The 16,756-nt window shown below is 40.7% G+C and carries 16 protein-coding genes and 2 tRNA genes; 6 read left to right on the forward strand and 12 right to left on the reverse strand.

Features of this window, described 5'->3' with window-relative positions:
• Nucleotides 1-4 precede the first annotated feature (4 nt).
• Nucleotides 5-454: a MarR family winged helix-turn-helix transcriptional regulator gene (locus GVK91_RS24200; protein WP_153845158.1), complete on the reverse strand. Its 450-nt coding sequence runs from the start codon at nt 452-454 to the stop codon at nt 5-7.
• A 128-nt stretch (nt 455-582) separates the two neighbouring features.
• On the opposite strand from GVK91_RS24200, the gene GVK91_RS24205 reads away from it, so the two are divergent.
• The 4 genes from GVK91_RS24205 (at nt 583) to GVK91_RS24220 (ending at nt 4,895) form a co-directional block, all read left to right on the forward strand.
• Nucleotides 583-822 carry a FeoA family protein gene (locus GVK91_RS24205; protein ID WP_159731714.1) on the forward strand — a complete coding sequence of 80 codons (240 nt, stop codon included), beginning with the start codon at nt 583-585 and terminating at the stop codon, nt 820-822.
• On the forward strand, nt 822-2,924 hold the full coding sequence (gene feoB / locus GVK91_RS24210; RefSeq protein WP_153845157.1) for a ferrous iron transport protein B: 2,103 nt from the start codon (nt 822-824) through the stop codon (nt 2,922-2,924). The genes GVK91_RS24205 and feoB overlap by 1 nt, the downstream gene beginning before the upstream one ends.
• A gap of 6 nt (nt 2,925-2,930) precedes the next feature.
• Nucleotides 2,931-3,092 (forward strand): FeoB-associated Cys-rich membrane protein, encoded by a 162-nt coding sequence (locus GVK91_RS24215; RefSeq protein WP_075993917.1) that lies wholly within the window; start codon nt 2,931-2,933, stop codon nt 3,090-3,092.
• A 384-nt stretch (nt 3,093-3,476) separates the two neighbouring features.
• Nucleotides 3,477-4,895: an amino acid permease gene (locus GVK91_RS24220; protein ID WP_120336228.1), complete on the forward strand. Its 1,419-nt coding sequence runs from the start codon at nt 3,477-3,479 to the stop codon at nt 4,893-4,895.
• A 71-nt stretch (nt 4,896-4,966) separates the two neighbouring features.
• On the opposite strand, the gene GVK91_RS24225 is transcribed toward GVK91_RS24220, so the two are convergent.
• The 3 genes from GVK91_RS24225 to mnmA all read right to left on the reverse strand — a co-directional run bounded on the left by GVK91_RS24225 (nt 4,967) and on the right by mnmA (nt 7,905).
• Nucleotides 4,967-5,509, reverse strand: coding sequence for a GNAT family N-acetyltransferase (locus tag GVK91_RS24225; RefSeq protein WP_159731716.1), 543 nt, complete (start codon nt 5,507-5,509; stop codon nt 4,967-4,969).
• A gap of 52 nt (nt 5,510-5,561) precedes the next feature.
• Nucleotides 5,562-6,626, reverse strand: a complete 1,065-nt coding sequence (locus GVK91_RS24230; RefSeq protein WP_159731718.1) for a PA0069 family radical SAM protein — start codon at nt 6,624-6,626, stop codon at nt 5,562-5,564.
• 187 nt (nt 6,627-6,813) lie between these two features.
• Complete coding sequence (gene mnmA / locus GVK91_RS24235; RefSeq protein ID WP_046672147.1) at nt 6,814-7,905, reverse strand: tRNA 2-thiouridine(34) synthase MnmA; 1,092 nt, start codon at nt 7,903-7,905, stop codon at nt 6,814-6,816.
• A gap of 188 nt (nt 7,906-8,093) precedes the next feature.
• Between mnmA and GVK91_RS24240 the strand changes: the two genes are divergently transcribed.
• Both GVK91_RS24240 and GVK91_RS24245 read left to right on the forward strand, forming a co-directional pair.
• Nucleotides 8,094-8,166 (forward strand) — tRNA-Phe (locus tag GVK91_RS24240).
• Between the two features lie 42 nt (nt 8,167-8,208).
• Nucleotides 8,209-8,281, forward strand: a tRNA-Phe gene (locus GVK91_RS24245).
• Between the two features lie 245 nt (nt 8,282-8,526).
• On the opposite strand, the gene GVK91_RS24250 is transcribed toward GVK91_RS24245, so the two are convergent.
• The 8 genes from GVK91_RS24250 to fucP form a co-directional block, all read right to left on the reverse strand.
• Nucleotides 8,527-9,318: an SDR family oxidoreductase gene (locus tag GVK91_RS24250; protein ID WP_159731720.1), complete on the reverse strand. Its 792-nt coding sequence runs from the start codon at nt 9,316-9,318 to the stop codon at nt 8,527-8,529.
• Nucleotides 9,319-9,497: 179 nt separating this feature from the next.
• Nucleotides 9,498-10,325: an amidohydrolase gene (locus GVK91_RS24255; protein ID WP_159731722.1), complete on the reverse strand. Its 828-nt coding sequence runs from the start codon at nt 10,323-10,325 to the stop codon at nt 9,498-9,500.
• 25 nt (nt 10,326-10,350) lie between these two features.
• Entirely contained in the window at nt 10,351-11,208 is an 858-nt protein-coding gene (locus GVK91_RS24260) for a fumarylacetoacetate hydrolase family protein (RefSeq protein ID WP_153845152.1), read from the reverse strand.
• Nucleotides 11,209-11,249: 41 nt separating this feature from the next.
• Nucleotides 11,250-12,014, reverse strand: coding sequence for an SDR family NAD(P)-dependent oxidoreductase (locus tag GVK91_RS24265; protein ID WP_159731724.1), 765 nt, complete (start codon nt 12,012-12,014; stop codon nt 11,250-11,252).
• Nucleotides 12,015-12,016: 2 nt separating this feature from the next.
• On the reverse strand, nt 12,017-13,330 hold the full coding sequence (locus GVK91_RS24270) for an alpha-L-fucosidase (RefSeq protein WP_159731727.1): 1,314 nt from the start codon (nt 13,328-13,330) through the stop codon (nt 12,017-12,019).
• Between the two features lie 49 nt (nt 13,331-13,379).
• A complete protein-coding gene (locus GVK91_RS24275) occupies nt 13,380-15,038 on the reverse strand; it encodes a UxaA family hydrolase (protein WP_159731729.1) in 1,659 nt (552 codons plus the stop codon).
• Between the two features lie 2 nt (nt 15,039-15,040).
• Entirely contained in the window at nt 15,041-15,373 is a 333-nt protein-coding gene (locus GVK91_RS24280; protein WP_159731731.1) for an L-rhamnose mutarotase, read from the reverse strand.
• Between the two features lie 10 nt (nt 15,374-15,383).
• Nucleotides 15,384-16,649, reverse strand: coding sequence for an L-fucose:H+ symporter permease (gene fucP / locus GVK91_RS24285; protein ID WP_159731733.1), 1,266 nt, complete (start codon nt 16,647-16,649; stop codon nt 15,384-15,386).
• Nucleotides 16,650-16,756: the final 107 nt, after the last annotated feature.

Consider the following 16,756-nt stretch of genomic DNA (forward strand, 5'->3'; position numbering starts at 1 on the left):
TTCTTTAGCCGCGAAGTTTATCCAACAGTGCACTTAAAGTCATTGCCTCTTTTTCGCTAATTCGATCGGGTAAAAGATCCTTCATCAGCATTTCCTCATCTAAACTCTTAAGAATCTCGAGCCCCTTCTCAGTGATAACCAAATCCACTGCCCTTTTATCACCCCCCGATTGACAACGTGAAACCAATTCTTTGGAAACCATGCGATCAATCATACGCGAAATATCCGGTGTAGTGCTCAACATTCTTGATTTAATCAGATTATTGGTTGCAGGCTTGGGATACTGCCCTCTCAATATGCGCAAGACATTAAACTGTTTCAAAGTGATTCCTTCTTTGGCAGCACGCTGTTCAAGCTCATTGTTAATCCAATTGTACGTGTATAGAATATTTACCGTACAACGATGCCATTCATTGCTGAATTTACTTACTTTGATTTCGTCCTCAATCTTCATTCTGGTTGATAATTAATCGTTCTGAATAGTAAAGATAGCTGTTTTTTACTAAATACATAACTATGACATTAGAATCATTCTAAATGGTAGAAATTCTGTATATTTGAAGAATTCAAAAAAACAGGCAGATGCGTAATAGAACTAGCTTAGATAAGCTAAAAAAAGGGGAAAAAGCGGTAATTATAGATTTTGATTCACACGAAATTCCAGCTAAATTTTTCGAATTGGGGTTTATTCCCGGTACTGAAGTAGAGGTGAAACATATCGCACCTTTGGACGGTCCTATATGTCTAAATATTAGTGCTAATAACGCCTTAATTGCTATCCGCAAATCAGAAGCCAAAGCCATCCTTATTGATCAGAAATAATGAATAACCCGATTATTGCACTTTTGGGTAATCCAAATGTGGGTAAAACATCTCTATTTAACCGGATTACAAAATTAAATCAGAAAGTAGGAAATTATCCCGGTATTACGGTCGAAAAACGTGAGGGGCAAGTTAAAGCCAACAACAAAGTTTATCGCATTATTGACTTACCGGGCACATATACCCTGTTCCCAAGTTCACTGGACGAAGAAGTTGTTTTCAACACTTTAGTCAATAAAGAAAGTAGTTTCAGACCGAACCTCGTCGTTGTCGTCGCTGAACCTACGAACCTAAAACGGTCTATTATTCTTTATCAACAAGCCCGGGAACTCGGTCTGCCGGCCATCTTTGTCATCAATATGATTGATGAAGCCAAAGAAAAAGGAATTACAATCGATATTCAGAAACTTGAGCACCTATTAAATACAAAAGTATACGAAACCAATGCACGTACGGGGCAAGGTATCGACCAGCTGATTAAAAACTTTGATGCTGCTCCCCCCATGTATATCAGCAAATTCAGTTTACCAACGGAAGCTGATGCAGCATTAGAGGAAACCAAACGTCTTTTTCCATTAGATACGGAATACCATACCTGGCAATACCTGGCCAAAGGCGAAGTATCTTTTTTATCGAAGGAAAAAAATCAGGCTATTCAGCAAATACGTGAAAAATATCAATTGCGGGCCGAAAAGCTGCAAAAAGACGAAGCCATACTGCGTAGTAAATCCTTAGATAGCAGCCTTGCTGAAATCTATGTAAAGGATGAATCCTCGAATAAAAACAAAACCAATATGATTGATAGCATCCTGCTTCACCCAATCTTTGGTTATGTCATCTTCTTTGGTATCCTCTTTTTAATCTTCCAAGCAATTTATACCTGGTCTGGACCAGCCATGGATTTTATCGATGGTTTATTTGGTGATCTTGCAGCCTATACGCAAACAGCACTTCCTGCAGGACCTCTGACCGATTTGCTTAGCAATGGTATTATCAAAGGTATTGGCGGGATTGTAATCTTCATCCCACAGATCGTTATTTTATACATCTTTATCTCGATCATGGAAGAAACGGGCTATATGAGCCGTGTTGTTTTCCTGATGGACCGCTGGCTTCGTCCCTTTGGTCTGAATGGAAAATCAGTGATTCCATTGATTTCGGGCGTAGCCTGTGCTGTTCCTGCGGTCATGTCTGCACGTAACATCGAAAATAGCAAAGAAAGACTGGTCACTATTCTGGTAACGCCTTTTATGACCTGCTCAGCACGACTTCCTATTTATATCGTTCTGATCGGACTGGTGATACCGGACACGAAATTAGGAGGATTTCAAATACAAGGTATTGTATTGTTTGTGATGTACCTGCTTGGCATATTCGCAGCTTTGCTATCCGCGATTATCCTGACCAAAGTCATCAAATCAAAACACAAATCATTTCTCATCTTTGAACTCCCCACCTATAAGACTCCAGATTGGAAAAATGTAGCCTTAAATGTTTGGGAAAAAGCATCAAGCTTTGTCTTCGGCGCAGGTAAAATTATTTTAGCCATTTCCGTTATACTCTGGGCATTAGGTAGTTTTGGTCCAAACGACAAATTTAGCCAAGCAGAAGAATATGTAACAAAAAATAACCCCAACCTGTCCGAAGCAGATTTGGAGCATGAAGTTTCATCTTATCGTCTGGAACACTCCTTCCTTGGTTATCTTGGCATGGCTATTGAACCTGTTGTTGAACCATTGGGCTATGACTGGAAGATGGGTATAGGTCTTATTTCCTCTTTTGCTGCCCGTGAAGTATTTGTTGGCACAATGGCCACCGTGTATAGCCTTGGTGACGAAGTGGATATCGAAGATGAAGCATCTAAAACAACGGTATTAGGCAAAATGAAAAGCGAAATTAACCGGAATACCGGTTTACCGGCTTACAATTTAGCTTCCGGTGTATCCTTATTACTGTTCTATGCTTTTGCTATGCAATGTATGAGTACAATTGCGGCAGTAAAAAGGGAAACAGGTTCGTGGAAATGGACTTTAATACAGCTTGGTTTTATGACAGGTTTGGCCTATTTCAGTGCCTTAATTGCTTATCAACTTTTAAAATAAAAAGCTATGGATAATTTAACAGTACAATATCTCATCGTAGGAATTCTCGTTTTGGCGGCTGTATGGTATGTCGTTAAAAATGTCCGAAAATCATTGAAGGGCAAGTCGAGCTGCTCAAAAGGCTGTGGATGCGACTGCAGCGTAGAAAAAACACAAAAAGCAAATTAATTTATCTTTTTGAGTAGCATTTGCAAATAAGATTTCGTTATTAGCTAGAGTGGCCAAAAATCACACTAGCTACTAATTCATAAAGCGCCGTATTTTCAAATTACGGCGCTTTCTATTTCTTAGCCAAAAACATGGTTACCGCCATTGTTTATAAAAAATAACGAAATACATTAAAAGCACAACAGAATGTGCACAAATACCTAAGTGTTTTGTTAACTTTATGCGCTTAGGGCAAAAGATGCACTGGGAGCCACTATATTCGTCGGCACATCATACAGCGGCAGCAATTTTGACCAATTCGATTCTGGTACGGAGTAAAGTCTTCATAGGTTTCCCCTGCCAAGGATCGGTCAACACAGACTAGTAACCGTATTAACCATACACATGGAGAAACAGAACAATAAGGAAGAATTAAAAAGAGGACTTCAAAATAGACATATTCAATTAATTGCCCTGGGTGGTGCAATTGGTACAGGCTTATTTCTAGGTATCGGAAAGGCTGCCACGCTTGCTGGGCCGGCAGTTATACTCGGCTATGCTTTCGCTGGAATTATTGCTTTTTTTATTATGCGCCAATTGGGCGAGATGGTCGTTGAAGAACCTGTTTCAGGAAGTTTTAGCTACTTCGCCAATAAATATTGGGGTTCTTTTGCAGGTTATGCTTCGGGCTGGAACTATTGGGTCCTGTATATCTTGGTGAGCATGGCCGAACTCACAGCAATAGGTGTTTATGTGCAGTTCTGGTGGCCAGAAATACCCTTATGGGCATCAAGTTTATTTTTCTTCTTTGCAATCAACGCCCTTAATCTTGCCTCTGTCAAAATTTATGGCGAGACGGAATTTTGGTTTTCCATTATTAAGGTTATTGCGATCATCGCAATGATAGTTTTCGGTGTATACTTACTGGTAAGCGGTACTGGAGGTGAGCAGGCAAGTCTCAGCAACCTGACTTCACATGGCGGTTTTTTCCCAAAAGGCTGGTTTAATGAAACATCGGATGGCAATTTTGAAGGTCTCCTTTCGGCCATGGCATTGATTATGTTTTCTTTCGGTGGCCTAGAGTTGGTTGGTATTACTGCTGCAGAAGCCGAACATCCCGAAAAGAACATCCCCAAAGCGACCAACCAGGTGATCTATCGGATCTTGATCTTTTATGTAGGTGCACTCATTATTCTTTTCTCTTTGACACCGTGGACGAATATCACCGCCGATACAAGTCCCTTTGTACTGGTATTTGACAAACTTAATGGATTTGAATTTACCCTCTTTGGAAAGACTTTCTATTTCACAAAAATTATCGCAAATGCACTAAATCTCATTGTCCTTACCGCCGCATTATCGGTATATAATAGTAGCGTGTACAGCAACAGCAGAATGCTATATGGACTGGCAGAACAGGGGAATGCCCCTCGTTTTCTTTCGAAACTCAACAAGAATCATGCGCCTATTAACGCAATTTTGGTCTCGGCACTGTTCGCTGCGATCTGTGTATTTATCAACTATGTTGCGCCGAAAAATGCCTTGGAGATCTTGATGTCGCTTGTGGTATCTTCACTGATTATAAACTGGGTCATGATTTCCATTACACATTTGTATTTCAGAAAGAATAAACTCGATGCCCACTTGCGGACCAAGTTCCCATCCTTTCTATATCCCCTAAGTAATTATATCTGTCTGATCTTTTTGATCGCTGTACTTGGCATCATGTGGATAACAGGAATGAAACTTCCGGTAGAATTGATCCCTGCTTGGCTTATATTACTCTATGTAAGTTATGTTTTGATCAAAAGAAAGAAATCTTAGTTTATTGAACCTCGATCTTATCAATAAAAAAAGCCTGATTCATTGCATGAATCGGGCTTTTTTACTAAAATTTAAAGCGGGTATTCCTCCTCGAGAATAGCAAATTCATAATTGTCGCTCCAACCATCTTCTAAAGGCAAAATTTTCCGTCTGCGGGCCTCTTTGACCATGCCGACTTTCTCCATTACTTTCGCGGAAGCGATATTTTCAACAGCACAACCGCCCTCAATTCTATGAAAATTAAGTTCCTTGAAACCAAATGTCAGGATTCGGTTCAATGCCTCTGTTGCATAGCCCTTATTCCACATTGTCGGAACAAGCTTAAACCATACTTCTGCATTTCGATAGCGTAGCTTGACAACACTGATATTAATTAGACCAATAAACTCCTTTCCTTCTAGAGTTTCTATATAAAAGGTATAATCCTTTCGGACATCGGATTCATTGATTTGCGCAGACCAAGCTTCCACCATTTGCTCCGTATGGGCTATTCCATCCGGAAATCCACTCGGATTAAACAATGCAGATTCAGGGTACATTAATAGGGAATGGATATTTTCCACATCTATTTTCTCTACGGATCTGAGCTTGAGCCGTTCTGTTTTAATTTCCATTTTTAAAATTACACAAATGGCTTAATTTTCTGCAGCCATTTGACACTAATAACTAAAACATTCCCAGCTGCGTGCCTGCATCGGGTAAGCGGAAAAGATCCCTTCTCAAGGATGGAAGTGTCCCATTATTCATATATTTCTTGACGGAAAGCTTGAATAAATGCTGTAAACTCTCGGCCATATGGCCATCCCCTTTTATCCTCCGTCCGAAATCGGTATCGTTAATTTTTCCGCCATGGCAGGCTTCAATCCAATGTAATACCTTTTCAGCACGATCAGGATAGTTCTGATAGAGCCAATCCTTAAAGATACCACCGATCTGTCCATTGAGCCGTACGATGGTATAAGAGGCCGTAACTGCTCCCGCATCTGCTCCCGAACGAATCAAATCTGAAATCTCATCACTATTGATCCCCGGAACGATGGGCGCCATCATCAGCATGACGGGTACACCTATCCCTGCCAATCCCTCAATCAGTTTCAACCGGGCCGATGCGGTTGCAGTACGGGGTTCCATTTTCTGACGTACCTCCTCGCGCAACGAATTGATGGTTACTGCAACGGAAACCAGATTGCGTGCTGCAAGCTCACGCAAAAGATCAAAATCCCGCCGCATCAGTACATTTTTGCTGATGATAGAGACCGGATGCTGGTATTTGACCATCAATTCTAAAAGCGAACGTGTGATACCCAGCTTCCGTTCAATAGGTTGGTAACAGTCTGTATTGCCTGAAAGCATAATCAAATCGGGCTGATAGCTCGATTTTCTAAACTCCTGTTCGAGAAGCTGAGCGGCATTATGTTTTACCAAGATCTTACGCTCAAAATCCAATCCTGCACTAAAACCCCAATACTCATGCGAATTGCGTGCATAACAATAAATACAACCATGTTCACAGCCCTGATAGGGATTAATGGATCTTTCAAAACGGAGATCCGGGCTATTTGATTTGGATATAATGGATTTTGGATGAGTCGGAATAAATTGTGTTTTTTCGGTCCCCAAAAACTCCTCATCCAGCCCTTCAACATGCTCCTGCACGTATTGGTTAGAAAAAAATTTGTTATTGGGATTGATCTGTGCCCCTCTACCCTTAAAATATTCTGACGAATTCATAAGTTAAAATTACTAAAATTATTAGTAAAAACAAATTAAGATTTCTCAATTTTCACAAAGGCGGAAAGCGAATATCTTCTAGTTTGAAGCTCAAATAAATCGCATTTTAAACCAAATAAAAATCCCTATACTTTTGTTACAGTATAGGGATTAAAATTCTTATGCTAGATCTCAGTCCAGCTTCTTCTTATTTCATTAAGAAACCACCACCGAGTAGATCATTGCCTTCATAAAAAACGGCCGATTGTCCAGGAGCAATACCTTTCACATTGTGTACAAAATCAATGCGCACTTTATCACCTTCTTGGGAGATGGTCGACAAAGCACCAGAATCTTTATAACGTACCTTTGAAATTGCTTCCATCGGTTGATCCAGTCCTGCGTATTTCACAAAGTTCACATTGCGAACATAGGCATGTGACTTTTCAAGTTCGTGTTCTTCACCCAATACCACCGTATTACTTTCTGGAAGGATTTCGATCACAAACATCGGTTTACCCAAGGCAATACCTAAGCCTTTACGTTGACCGATGGTGAAATAAGGGTAGCCAATATGTTTACCGACGACGGTACCATCGGAAAGGATAAAATTACCCGGACCAATTTGTTGATCCAATGTTGGCACCTTATGTCTCAAAAACGCACGGTAGTCGTTGTCAGGAACGAAACAGATTTCATAACTTTCTGACTTATTGGCCAATTCTTTTTGTCCCATATCCAAAGCCATCTGACGAATTTCCTTTTTCGTGAAAGATCCTAAAGGAAACTGGGTCCGAGCAAGGTTTTCTTGTGACACGCCCCATAGAACGTAAGATTGATCTTTGTTTTCATCCTTACCTTTTGATATCACATAGCGACCATTGTCGTGCATACGGATATTGGCATAGTGCCCGGTAGCGATAAATTCACAGTCCAATTTGTCAGCACGTTTCATTAAAGCCTCCCACTTGATGTGGGTATTACACAATACGCATGGATTAGGCGTGCGCCCAGCAATATATTCTTCTACAAAATTATCAATCACAAAATCTCCAAACTCATCACGTATATCTAATATATAATGAGGGAAACCATAGTTTACGGCTAATGTACGAGCGTCATTGATACTATCAAGGCTACAACATCCGGTCTCTTTCGACGAACCACCTGCGGATGCATAATCCCATGTCTTCATCGTGATACCGATAACTTCATATCCTTGTTCGTGGAGCATGACAGAAGCAACGGAGCTATCTACCCCTCCACTCATTGCAACTAAAACTCTTCCTCTTTTACTCATCTCTAATTATTGAAATGCAAAGATACAGCTTATTCCTTTTCTTATATGTTAGTTTCTTGTAATTTTATCTCGATCAAAATCAACACGTTCGAAAAAAGTACGAAAATAATCTGCATAAAAGTTTTAGAATTCAAATTATCGGACTATATTTGCATCGCAATAGGGGAACAAACCCATAGCAAAAAAGCGGTGCCATAGCTCAGCTGGTAGAGCAAAGGACTGAAAATCCTTGTGTCCCTGGTTCGAACCCAGGTGGCACCACGCTTCAATCTGATGATCACAGATTTAAATAAAAGGTCAACTGGTGCCATAGCTCAGCTGGTAGAGCAAAGGACTGAAAATCCTTGTGTCCCTGGTTCGAACCCAGGTGGCACCACAAAAAAAGCTTGTTCATTGAACAGGCTTTTTTTGTTTTATCCCCATATTATATAGCAACTTTCTCGTTCTATACAGCCTATCGTGTTTATAGTCACAGCTGCCGCGCTATCCAAACTCCAATGTTTACCTTTAATCAGCTCGTCGGAAAGTGTCAAAAAAACGATTATGGATTTTGGAAATGAACCGGAGTTGTCACTTTAAAAACCACACAAGTTTAATTTCCAAAATCCAATCGCTGTTCTGCTACGATTCAGCAATAATAGAGCGATCCAGATGCACATAGCCACCGTCCACATGAATCAACTGACCTGTCGTATGGCTTGATTTGCTCGATAAAAGAAATACAGTTGTATCGGCGATTTCTTCTGCTGTCGTCATGCGATGCTCCAATGGAATGCGGTCCGTAATTTTCTTCAAGGTCTCCTCCGGATTTGATAAGGTTTGAATCCAGGTATCGTATTGCGGAGTGGCACATTCTGCCACGATAATGGCATTTACACGAATCGAGTAAGGTAACAATTCTACAGCCCACTCGCGTGTAAGCGCATTACGTCCGCCATTGGATGCAGCATAAGCCGAGGTATTCCCCTGTCCTGTTTCGCCAGTTTTGGACGAAATATTCACAATACTACCTTTAGAAGCTTTCAATGCATCCAAGGCATGATGTGCCATCAGATAGTAGTGAATTAAGTTCTTGTGCAGAGAAGCAACAAATTTTTCATAATTACCTGATGCTAATCCGACACCATCATTTTGCCCAGCATTATTCACCAAACCATCGATACGGCCATATACTTCCAATGTCTTTTGGACTGCTCGTTCACAATCTTCGGGTTTAGATAGCTCTGCTTCAATACAGAGTGCATCCACACCAAATTGCTTGATTTCTTCCTTGACTTTTTCATTATCCGCCTGTTTACGACCAACAATGACCGGAATAGCCTGTTCTTTAGCTAACGCATGAACTACGGCCCGCCCGATTCCTTTTGCTCCGCCGGTAACAATAACAACTTTATCTCTTAAATGAAGATCCATAATACTTTTATTGAATGGTTTGTTTCATTGATTGTGCTTAACATTAGCAACAATGAACTCTTTCTCTGGTTATTGATTAATTTATATTGACGTTATTAAGCCGATTATCCTGCTTCATGGCCAATAAAAAACTTCAGCATGTTATTTTTCCATTTCATAACATGCTGAAGTTTTTCCTCTTAAAGATTATACACGCGTATAGCGTTCTCTGCCCAAAATGCGTTCTTCTCTGCAGCTGTAAATTGCCCCAATTTATCTTCAACTATGGCAATACTTTCTTCGTAAGATGCCGCCAATAGACATACCGGCCAATCTGACCCATACATAATGCGCTCCTTTCCAAAACGTGCAAAGATATGCTCCAGATATTGTTTAAAATCATCAAGCTTCCATCCTTCCCAATCGGCCTCCGTTGCAAGTCCAGAAACTTTACAGACAACATTCGGAAAAGCCGATAGCGCATCGATAAACGCTGCCCACTCATCAAATGCTTTCGACTTGATTGGCGGTTTGGCAATATGATCCAACACAAATTGTAGATTTGGATTTTGCTGCACACAATCCAGCGTTGCTGCATAATGACGTGGACGGATGAGCAGATCATAAGTATAACCATAATCTGCCAATGCCTTCAGTCCATTTAGTACGGCAGGGCGGATAAGAAAATCAGGATCCACTTCTCCTTCAACAATGTGACGAAATCCTTTGATGACCGTATCTGATTGATAGCCATCCAACTGTTGTCGAATATCTGCTGCTTGAAGATCAATCCAGCCCACAACGCCTTTAATAAAAGGATAATCATTAGCCAGCTGAACCAAATAAGCAGTCTCTTCTTTGGATTGATCTGCCTGAACAGCAACACTCCCTCCGAAACCATTTCGTTCAAGCACAAACTGAATATCCAAAGGGCTGAAATCACGTCTTATGACTTGCATTTCTTCGGTAATCCAACTATCTCTAATTGGATCGAATTTCCAGAAATGCTGATGGGTATCTATACGCATAATGAAAAGAAAACCTGATGAGCAATTAATTTTTTGAATACGCTACAATAGTCTGACGGGACTCCCCAAGACCATCTGCTCCTAACTCGATAACATCGCCAGGTTTCAAGTAAATCGGTGGATTAAATCCTAACCCAACACCTGCAGGTGTACCTGTTGAAATAACGTCGCCAGGCAACAAGGTCATAAATTTAGATACATACGATACCACATGTGCCACCGAAAAGATCAAATCCTTGGTATTGCCATCCTGATAGGTTTTTCCGTTTACCTTTAACCATAGGCGCACATTGTTGATATCTTTGATTTCTTCTTTTGTAGCCATGAAAGGTCCCATTGGCGCAAAAGTATCACATCCTTTTCCTTTATCCCAAGTACCGCCACGTTCCAACTGATACTCACGTTCGGAAACATCATTGTGCAACACATAACCAACCACATAATCTAAGGCCTCATGCTCTTCTACATAAGAGGCTTTTTTACCGATCACGATACAGAACTCCACTTCCCAATCTGTTTTTACAGAATCTTTAGGAATCATCACATTATCGTATGGACCTACCAACGAAGTGGTCGATTTCATAAAGATGATCGGTTCAGCAGGAATAGGTGCATTGGTTTCCTTTGCATGGTCTAAATAGTTCAATCCAATACAAACAATTTTGGATGGACGGGCAAAAGGTGCTCCGATACGCTCGTCTTGAGGAACTTCAATCAACTTACCTTCATTTGCCTTGACAAATTCTTCTAAACGAGCTACACCATCCTCAGCAAAGAATTGCTCATTGTAATCACCACCAAATGCGCTTACATCGTAATTTACGCCATCGATCTGAACACCGATTTTCTCTTTGCCTTGAGCTCCAAAACGTATTAATTTCATTTTTATAGTATTGAGATAATAGATATTTTATTTTTAGCTTTTTAATTGTTCAATTTAATAAAACCACCATCAATTGGATAGTCATTTCCAGTAATAAATCCCGCGTCGTCACTACACAGGAAAAGTGCTAATTTGGCAATTTCCTCCGGTTGTGCCATGCGGCCTATTGGCTGACTTGCTGATAATTTTTCAAACATTTCTTCCTCTTTTCCAGGATAGTTTTTTGCGATAAATCCATCCACAAATGGCGTATGTACACGTGCAGGCGAAATGCTATTGCAACGAATACCGTATACCATGTAATCCCTTGCAACAGACATTGACATCGCGTAAATAGCACCTTTGCTCATCGAATAAGCAAAACGATCCGTGATACCAACCCATGCAGCGATGGATGCTAGATTAAGGATTGCTCCAGAACCCTGCGCTTTCATCATCGGCACGATAGCATGCAATGCATTATAAGCGCCCTTAACATTCACATTAAAAACACGCTCAAAATCTTCTGATTGACAATTTTCCAAATTACCAACATGAGCAATACCTGCATTATTTACTAAAATATCAATTTTTCCGATATTTTGTGCTATAGCAGTAATTTCTTGCTGGTCAGTTACATTACAACGATTAAACACAGCCTGACCACCCAAAGCCAAGATCTCATCAACCACCGCATTACCACCGTCTTCATTCAAATCTAGAATATGAACTTTTGCTCCTTCTGCAGCAAATTGCAGACTGATCGCACGGCCTATCCCACTACCACCACCGGTAATTACAGCTACTTTTTGTTCTAATTTTCCCATTGTTATTTAATTGTTAATGTCAATACCAAATCTGCTTCATCTGTCGATGTTGGCAAATCCACGCGTAGACTATTGTTCTTATGACTAAACTTAATCTCTTTCTTTCCGATAAATGTGCTTACTTTTTTCACTTGATAAGGCAGGTTATTGATCAACAATTCCTTTTTATCGGTTTTAAACACATGTAGATACACCTGATTTCCTTTTTTTGTCAACGCATAATCGTCTGTTGGCGACACCGCTCCCCCCTCTGTTCCATAGATTGTTTCACCATACACCGATAGCCATTTTCCAAGTTCTTTCAAACGCTCCTGTTGATAGTCCTGAATCTCACCGTTCGGCATCGGACCTACATTGAGCAATAAATTGGAACCATGACCAGCTGCTTTGACCAGGTATTTCAGTACTTCCTGAAATGATTTACGTGTCCGATCTTTCAGCTCAAATCCCCACGATCCAGCAATTGTTCCACATACTTCCTTCGGTAATTTCCCGACATCATGTGCATTCGTACCGAACCCAGTGGTATTCTCCCCAGGTAAATCACGTTCGAACATCTGAAAATCTTCACCTTCAAATGGTGCCAAATGGTGATTATTACCGACCAAACATTGCGGCTGTAACTTATGAATCAATTCATAGATTTCTTTGAAATGCCAATCTTCATTGGGCTTGTCCCAATGACCATCAAACCAAATCCCATCGATCTTACCATAATTGCTCAAAAGTTCGGTCAATTGGCTTTTCATAAACTGAACATAAGGATTCCAATCCCCTTTTGTTGAATCACGGCCCGCAATGCCGCCGCCCGTTTTACCAACGGGTAGATAATCATCCCGGTGCCAATCTAAAAGTGAATAGTAGAACATCACTTTTATCCCTTCAGCATGACAAGCTTCCACCAACTCTTTCACAATATCGCGTTTGAAGGGAGATTTCTTCACCACGTTATAGTCCGAAATCTGGCTATCCCACATCGAAAATCCATCATGATGTCTGGTGGTAAAGGTGATATACTTTGCTCCCGCCTGTTTAAATAACTTCGCCCATTCTTTCGCATTGAAGGAAATTGGATTGAAAAATTTAGGCAGCAATGCATATTCATCCAAACTGATATTTTGGTTGTTCATGACCCATTCACCATCTCCCAGCACACTATATACCCCCCAATGGATAAAAACTCCAAACCGAGATTGTTCAAACCATTCCCTATTTTTTAAATTTTCGGGACTCGGTTGATAATGTTGCTGGCTATAGCTCGCGGATACAGATCCCATCAGCAAGGCCAAACCACAGATTACATGTTTAAGTTTCATATGTAAATAATTAGTTGTCATGGATTTTCAATAAACTCATTATACTCAACTACAATGAAACACCTCTACGCCATGGAATGAAATCGTCTTGCCCCAACAACACCGCTTTTGGTTTCACTTCACCAGAAGCAACTTCTATCACATAATCCAAAATACGATGTGCAGCCTCCTCAATAGTCTCTGTACCTTCGATAATGGTACCACAGTTCAGATCCAGAATATCGGGCATTTTCTCAAAAGTTTTGGTATTTGTTGAAAGTTTCACAACCGGTGTAATCGGGTTACCCGTGGGTGTACCTAGGCCAGTCGTAAACAAGACGATATTGGCACCTGCGGCCACCTCTGCAGTGGTACTTTCCACATCATTACCTGGAGTACATAATAAGTTTAACCCCGGACCGTTGGCCAATTCAGGATAATCAATCACTGCTGCAACAGGTGAGGTTCCTCCTTTTTTGGCTGCCCCTGCAGACTTAATCGCGTCAGTAATTAAGCCATCACGAATATTTCCGGGAGAAGGATTCATATAGAAACCCGAGCCATCAGCCTCGGCTTTTGCATTATAAGTACGCATCAGCGACATAAAACGCTCCGCAGTTGATTCATCAATACAACGATCACTCAACTCCTGTTCCACGCCACATAATTCAGGGAACTCCGCAAGAATCACCGATCCGCCTAAAGTCACCAAAATATCCGACACAAAACCGAGCGCAGGATTGGCAGAGATACCCGAGAATCCGTCCGAGCCACCACATTCCAGTCCAATACACAATTTGTCCAATGTGGCTGGTTTGCGCTCATTTTTATCAGCTTGCATCATCCCCGCAAAAGTTGCCTTAATAGCCTTTTGCATAAGTTCCTTTTCAGTTCCTTCTTTCTGCTGTTCGAAAATATACAGCGGGCGATCAAAACCCGGGCTTCGCTTTTCAATTTCCGCCTTCAGAATAGAAGCCTGCGCATGCTGGCATCCTAAACTCAACACCGTTGCCCCCGCAACATTCGGATGGGTAATATAGCCAGCCAAAAGACCACATAAAGCATCCGAATCCATACGTGTTCCACCGCATCCCATCTCATGATTCAAAAACTTGATTCCATCGACATTTTTGAATAGGCGTTCCTGCTCACTGGAAGTCGAATTAGCAAGTAGATCCTGACTAAGGATCGCATTTACATCAGCACCGGACTTATATAAGCCAATGAGATCGTCAACTTCAGAGATGTAATTATTCGCTTTTACTTTATAGCCGAGCTTTTCCTCAAAAGCAGCCTTCAAGGTCAATACATTTCTGTTTTCGCAAAAAACCAATGGAATAACCAACCAGTAATTGGCCGTTCCAACAGTCCCATTTGAACGGTGAAATCCATTGAACGTTTTATCTCTAAATGCAGCAACATCAGGTTTTGTCCAAGCTGTCTTACGGTTGCCCATTCTAAAATCTTCCGACGCATGGCGCAAGTTTTCGGTGGTAATGAGTTCCCCTTCAGCTAAGGGAATATTCAATTTCCCAACCAGAACACCATACATCAATATCTCCGCATCTTGTTCCATTGGCTGGATCGTGAATTTATGTTTGGCAGCAACAGCTTGCTTTAATGTAAATTCCTTACCTTCAAAAACAATCGTTGTTCCCTCAGCCAAGTCCTGTAATGCAACAAGGACATTATCCATTGGATGGATCTGTAAATAGCGCTGTATAGCCATAATTATACTAATTCAAATATTTTTGTCATCATTACCCATTTCTCTCCTGGATTTGCCCCCGGAATAGCCGCCTGATATTTCCACATCAGCTGTTCCCATTCCTGAACTTTTTCATTGGCAGCATCCATAGTTGATTTTTTCTCAAATGAAAAATCCTCACCTACCTCCATGTTCATAAACAATCTATTTTCAAAACGATAGATCTCCATCTGCAGAATACCTGCATCCAGAATCGAGCGTTTTATTTCCGGCCACACTTCACGGTGGTAATCCTCATATTCCTTGATCAATTGTGGATCGTCCACAAGATCCAAGGCCATGACATATCTTTTCATTACTAACTAATTAATGTGATTTAAGATTTTCCGTTTCCGCAATACTGACATTTCTATTTTGGAAAGCAAACAACAAGACAACAATAAAACAAACCAATGGTACAAAATAGCCATATTGGAAATGTCCCGTTTTATCGGAGATAAAACCCAATATTGGCGGCAATAAAGCACCACCAACAATAGACATGACGATCAAACTAGAAGCAGATTTGGTATCGGCACCGATACCTTGTACACCAAATGCGAATATCGTCGGAAACATAATGGACATAAAAAATGCAATGCCAATCAGCGCATATAGGGTCTGAATACCTGATCCGAAGATGACAAATAGGGATAGAAAGATCGCTATAGCGGAATAGATGATCAGGAGCTTGGATGCTGACACAAAACGCATAAAAAATGTACCGATAAACCGGCCCAACATAAAAGCCAATCCAGCGAACCCAGCATAATCGGCACCATCCTTACCTGATATACCGGCAGCTTCTGTTGCATATAATACGAGGAAGCTTAAAATACAAACTTGCGCTCCCACATAGAAAAATTGAGCCACCACTGCCCAACGCACATTTTTATGACGCAATGCATGGAAAAAACCGGCTCTACCTTCTTCCTCTGCATCTTTGATATCAGGTAATCTGGTAAAGAAAAACAAAGCAGCAATCAATAAGATCAATATCCCTAGTACCACATAAGGCAATTTCACAGCAGCTGTTTCCGACTGAATATATGCCATCTTTGCCTGCTCAGCCATTTGAGCCAGTTCCTCCTGTGTTTTAGGTTCATGGGATAAAATAAATTTTCCCCCAAAAATCGGAGCAACAAAGGCAGCAAGCCCATTAAAAGACTGCGCAAAATTTAGTCTTTGCGCCGACGAAGCTGGATCTCCCAAAATCGCGACATACGGATTTGCTGCAGTTTCCAGAATGGTAAGACCACAGGCAACAACGAACAAGGCCCCTAAAAAGAAAACATAACTTATCGTATTGGCCGCAGGTACAAATAGAAAACAGCCAATGGCAAAAAAGATCAATCCGATCAGAATACCAGCTTTATAGCCGTATCTTTTCATAATAATTCCAGCAGGAATCGCCATCACAAAATAAGCGATAAATACAGCCGAATCGACTAAGGAAGCCTGGAAATGTGTTAAACTAAACGCATTCCTCAAATGCGGAATTAAGATTGGATCAAGGTTATGAATAAATCCCCAAAAAAAGAACAAGGATGTCACCAAAATCAAGGCAAATGCGTAACTCTTTTTATTCGTCATATTTTTCAAATGGTTATAAGTAGTTATTTAATGTAAAATAAGCTTAAAAATGCTAGACAATATTCAAGTATATTATCAAATTATTAAGCTATATTACCATAGCTAAA

The organism is Sphingobacterium sp. 18053 (assembly GCF_902706145.1).
GTDB classification, from domain to species: Bacteria; Bacteroidota; Bacteroidia; order Sphingobacteriales; family Sphingobacteriaceae; genus Sphingobacterium; species Sphingobacterium paramultivorum.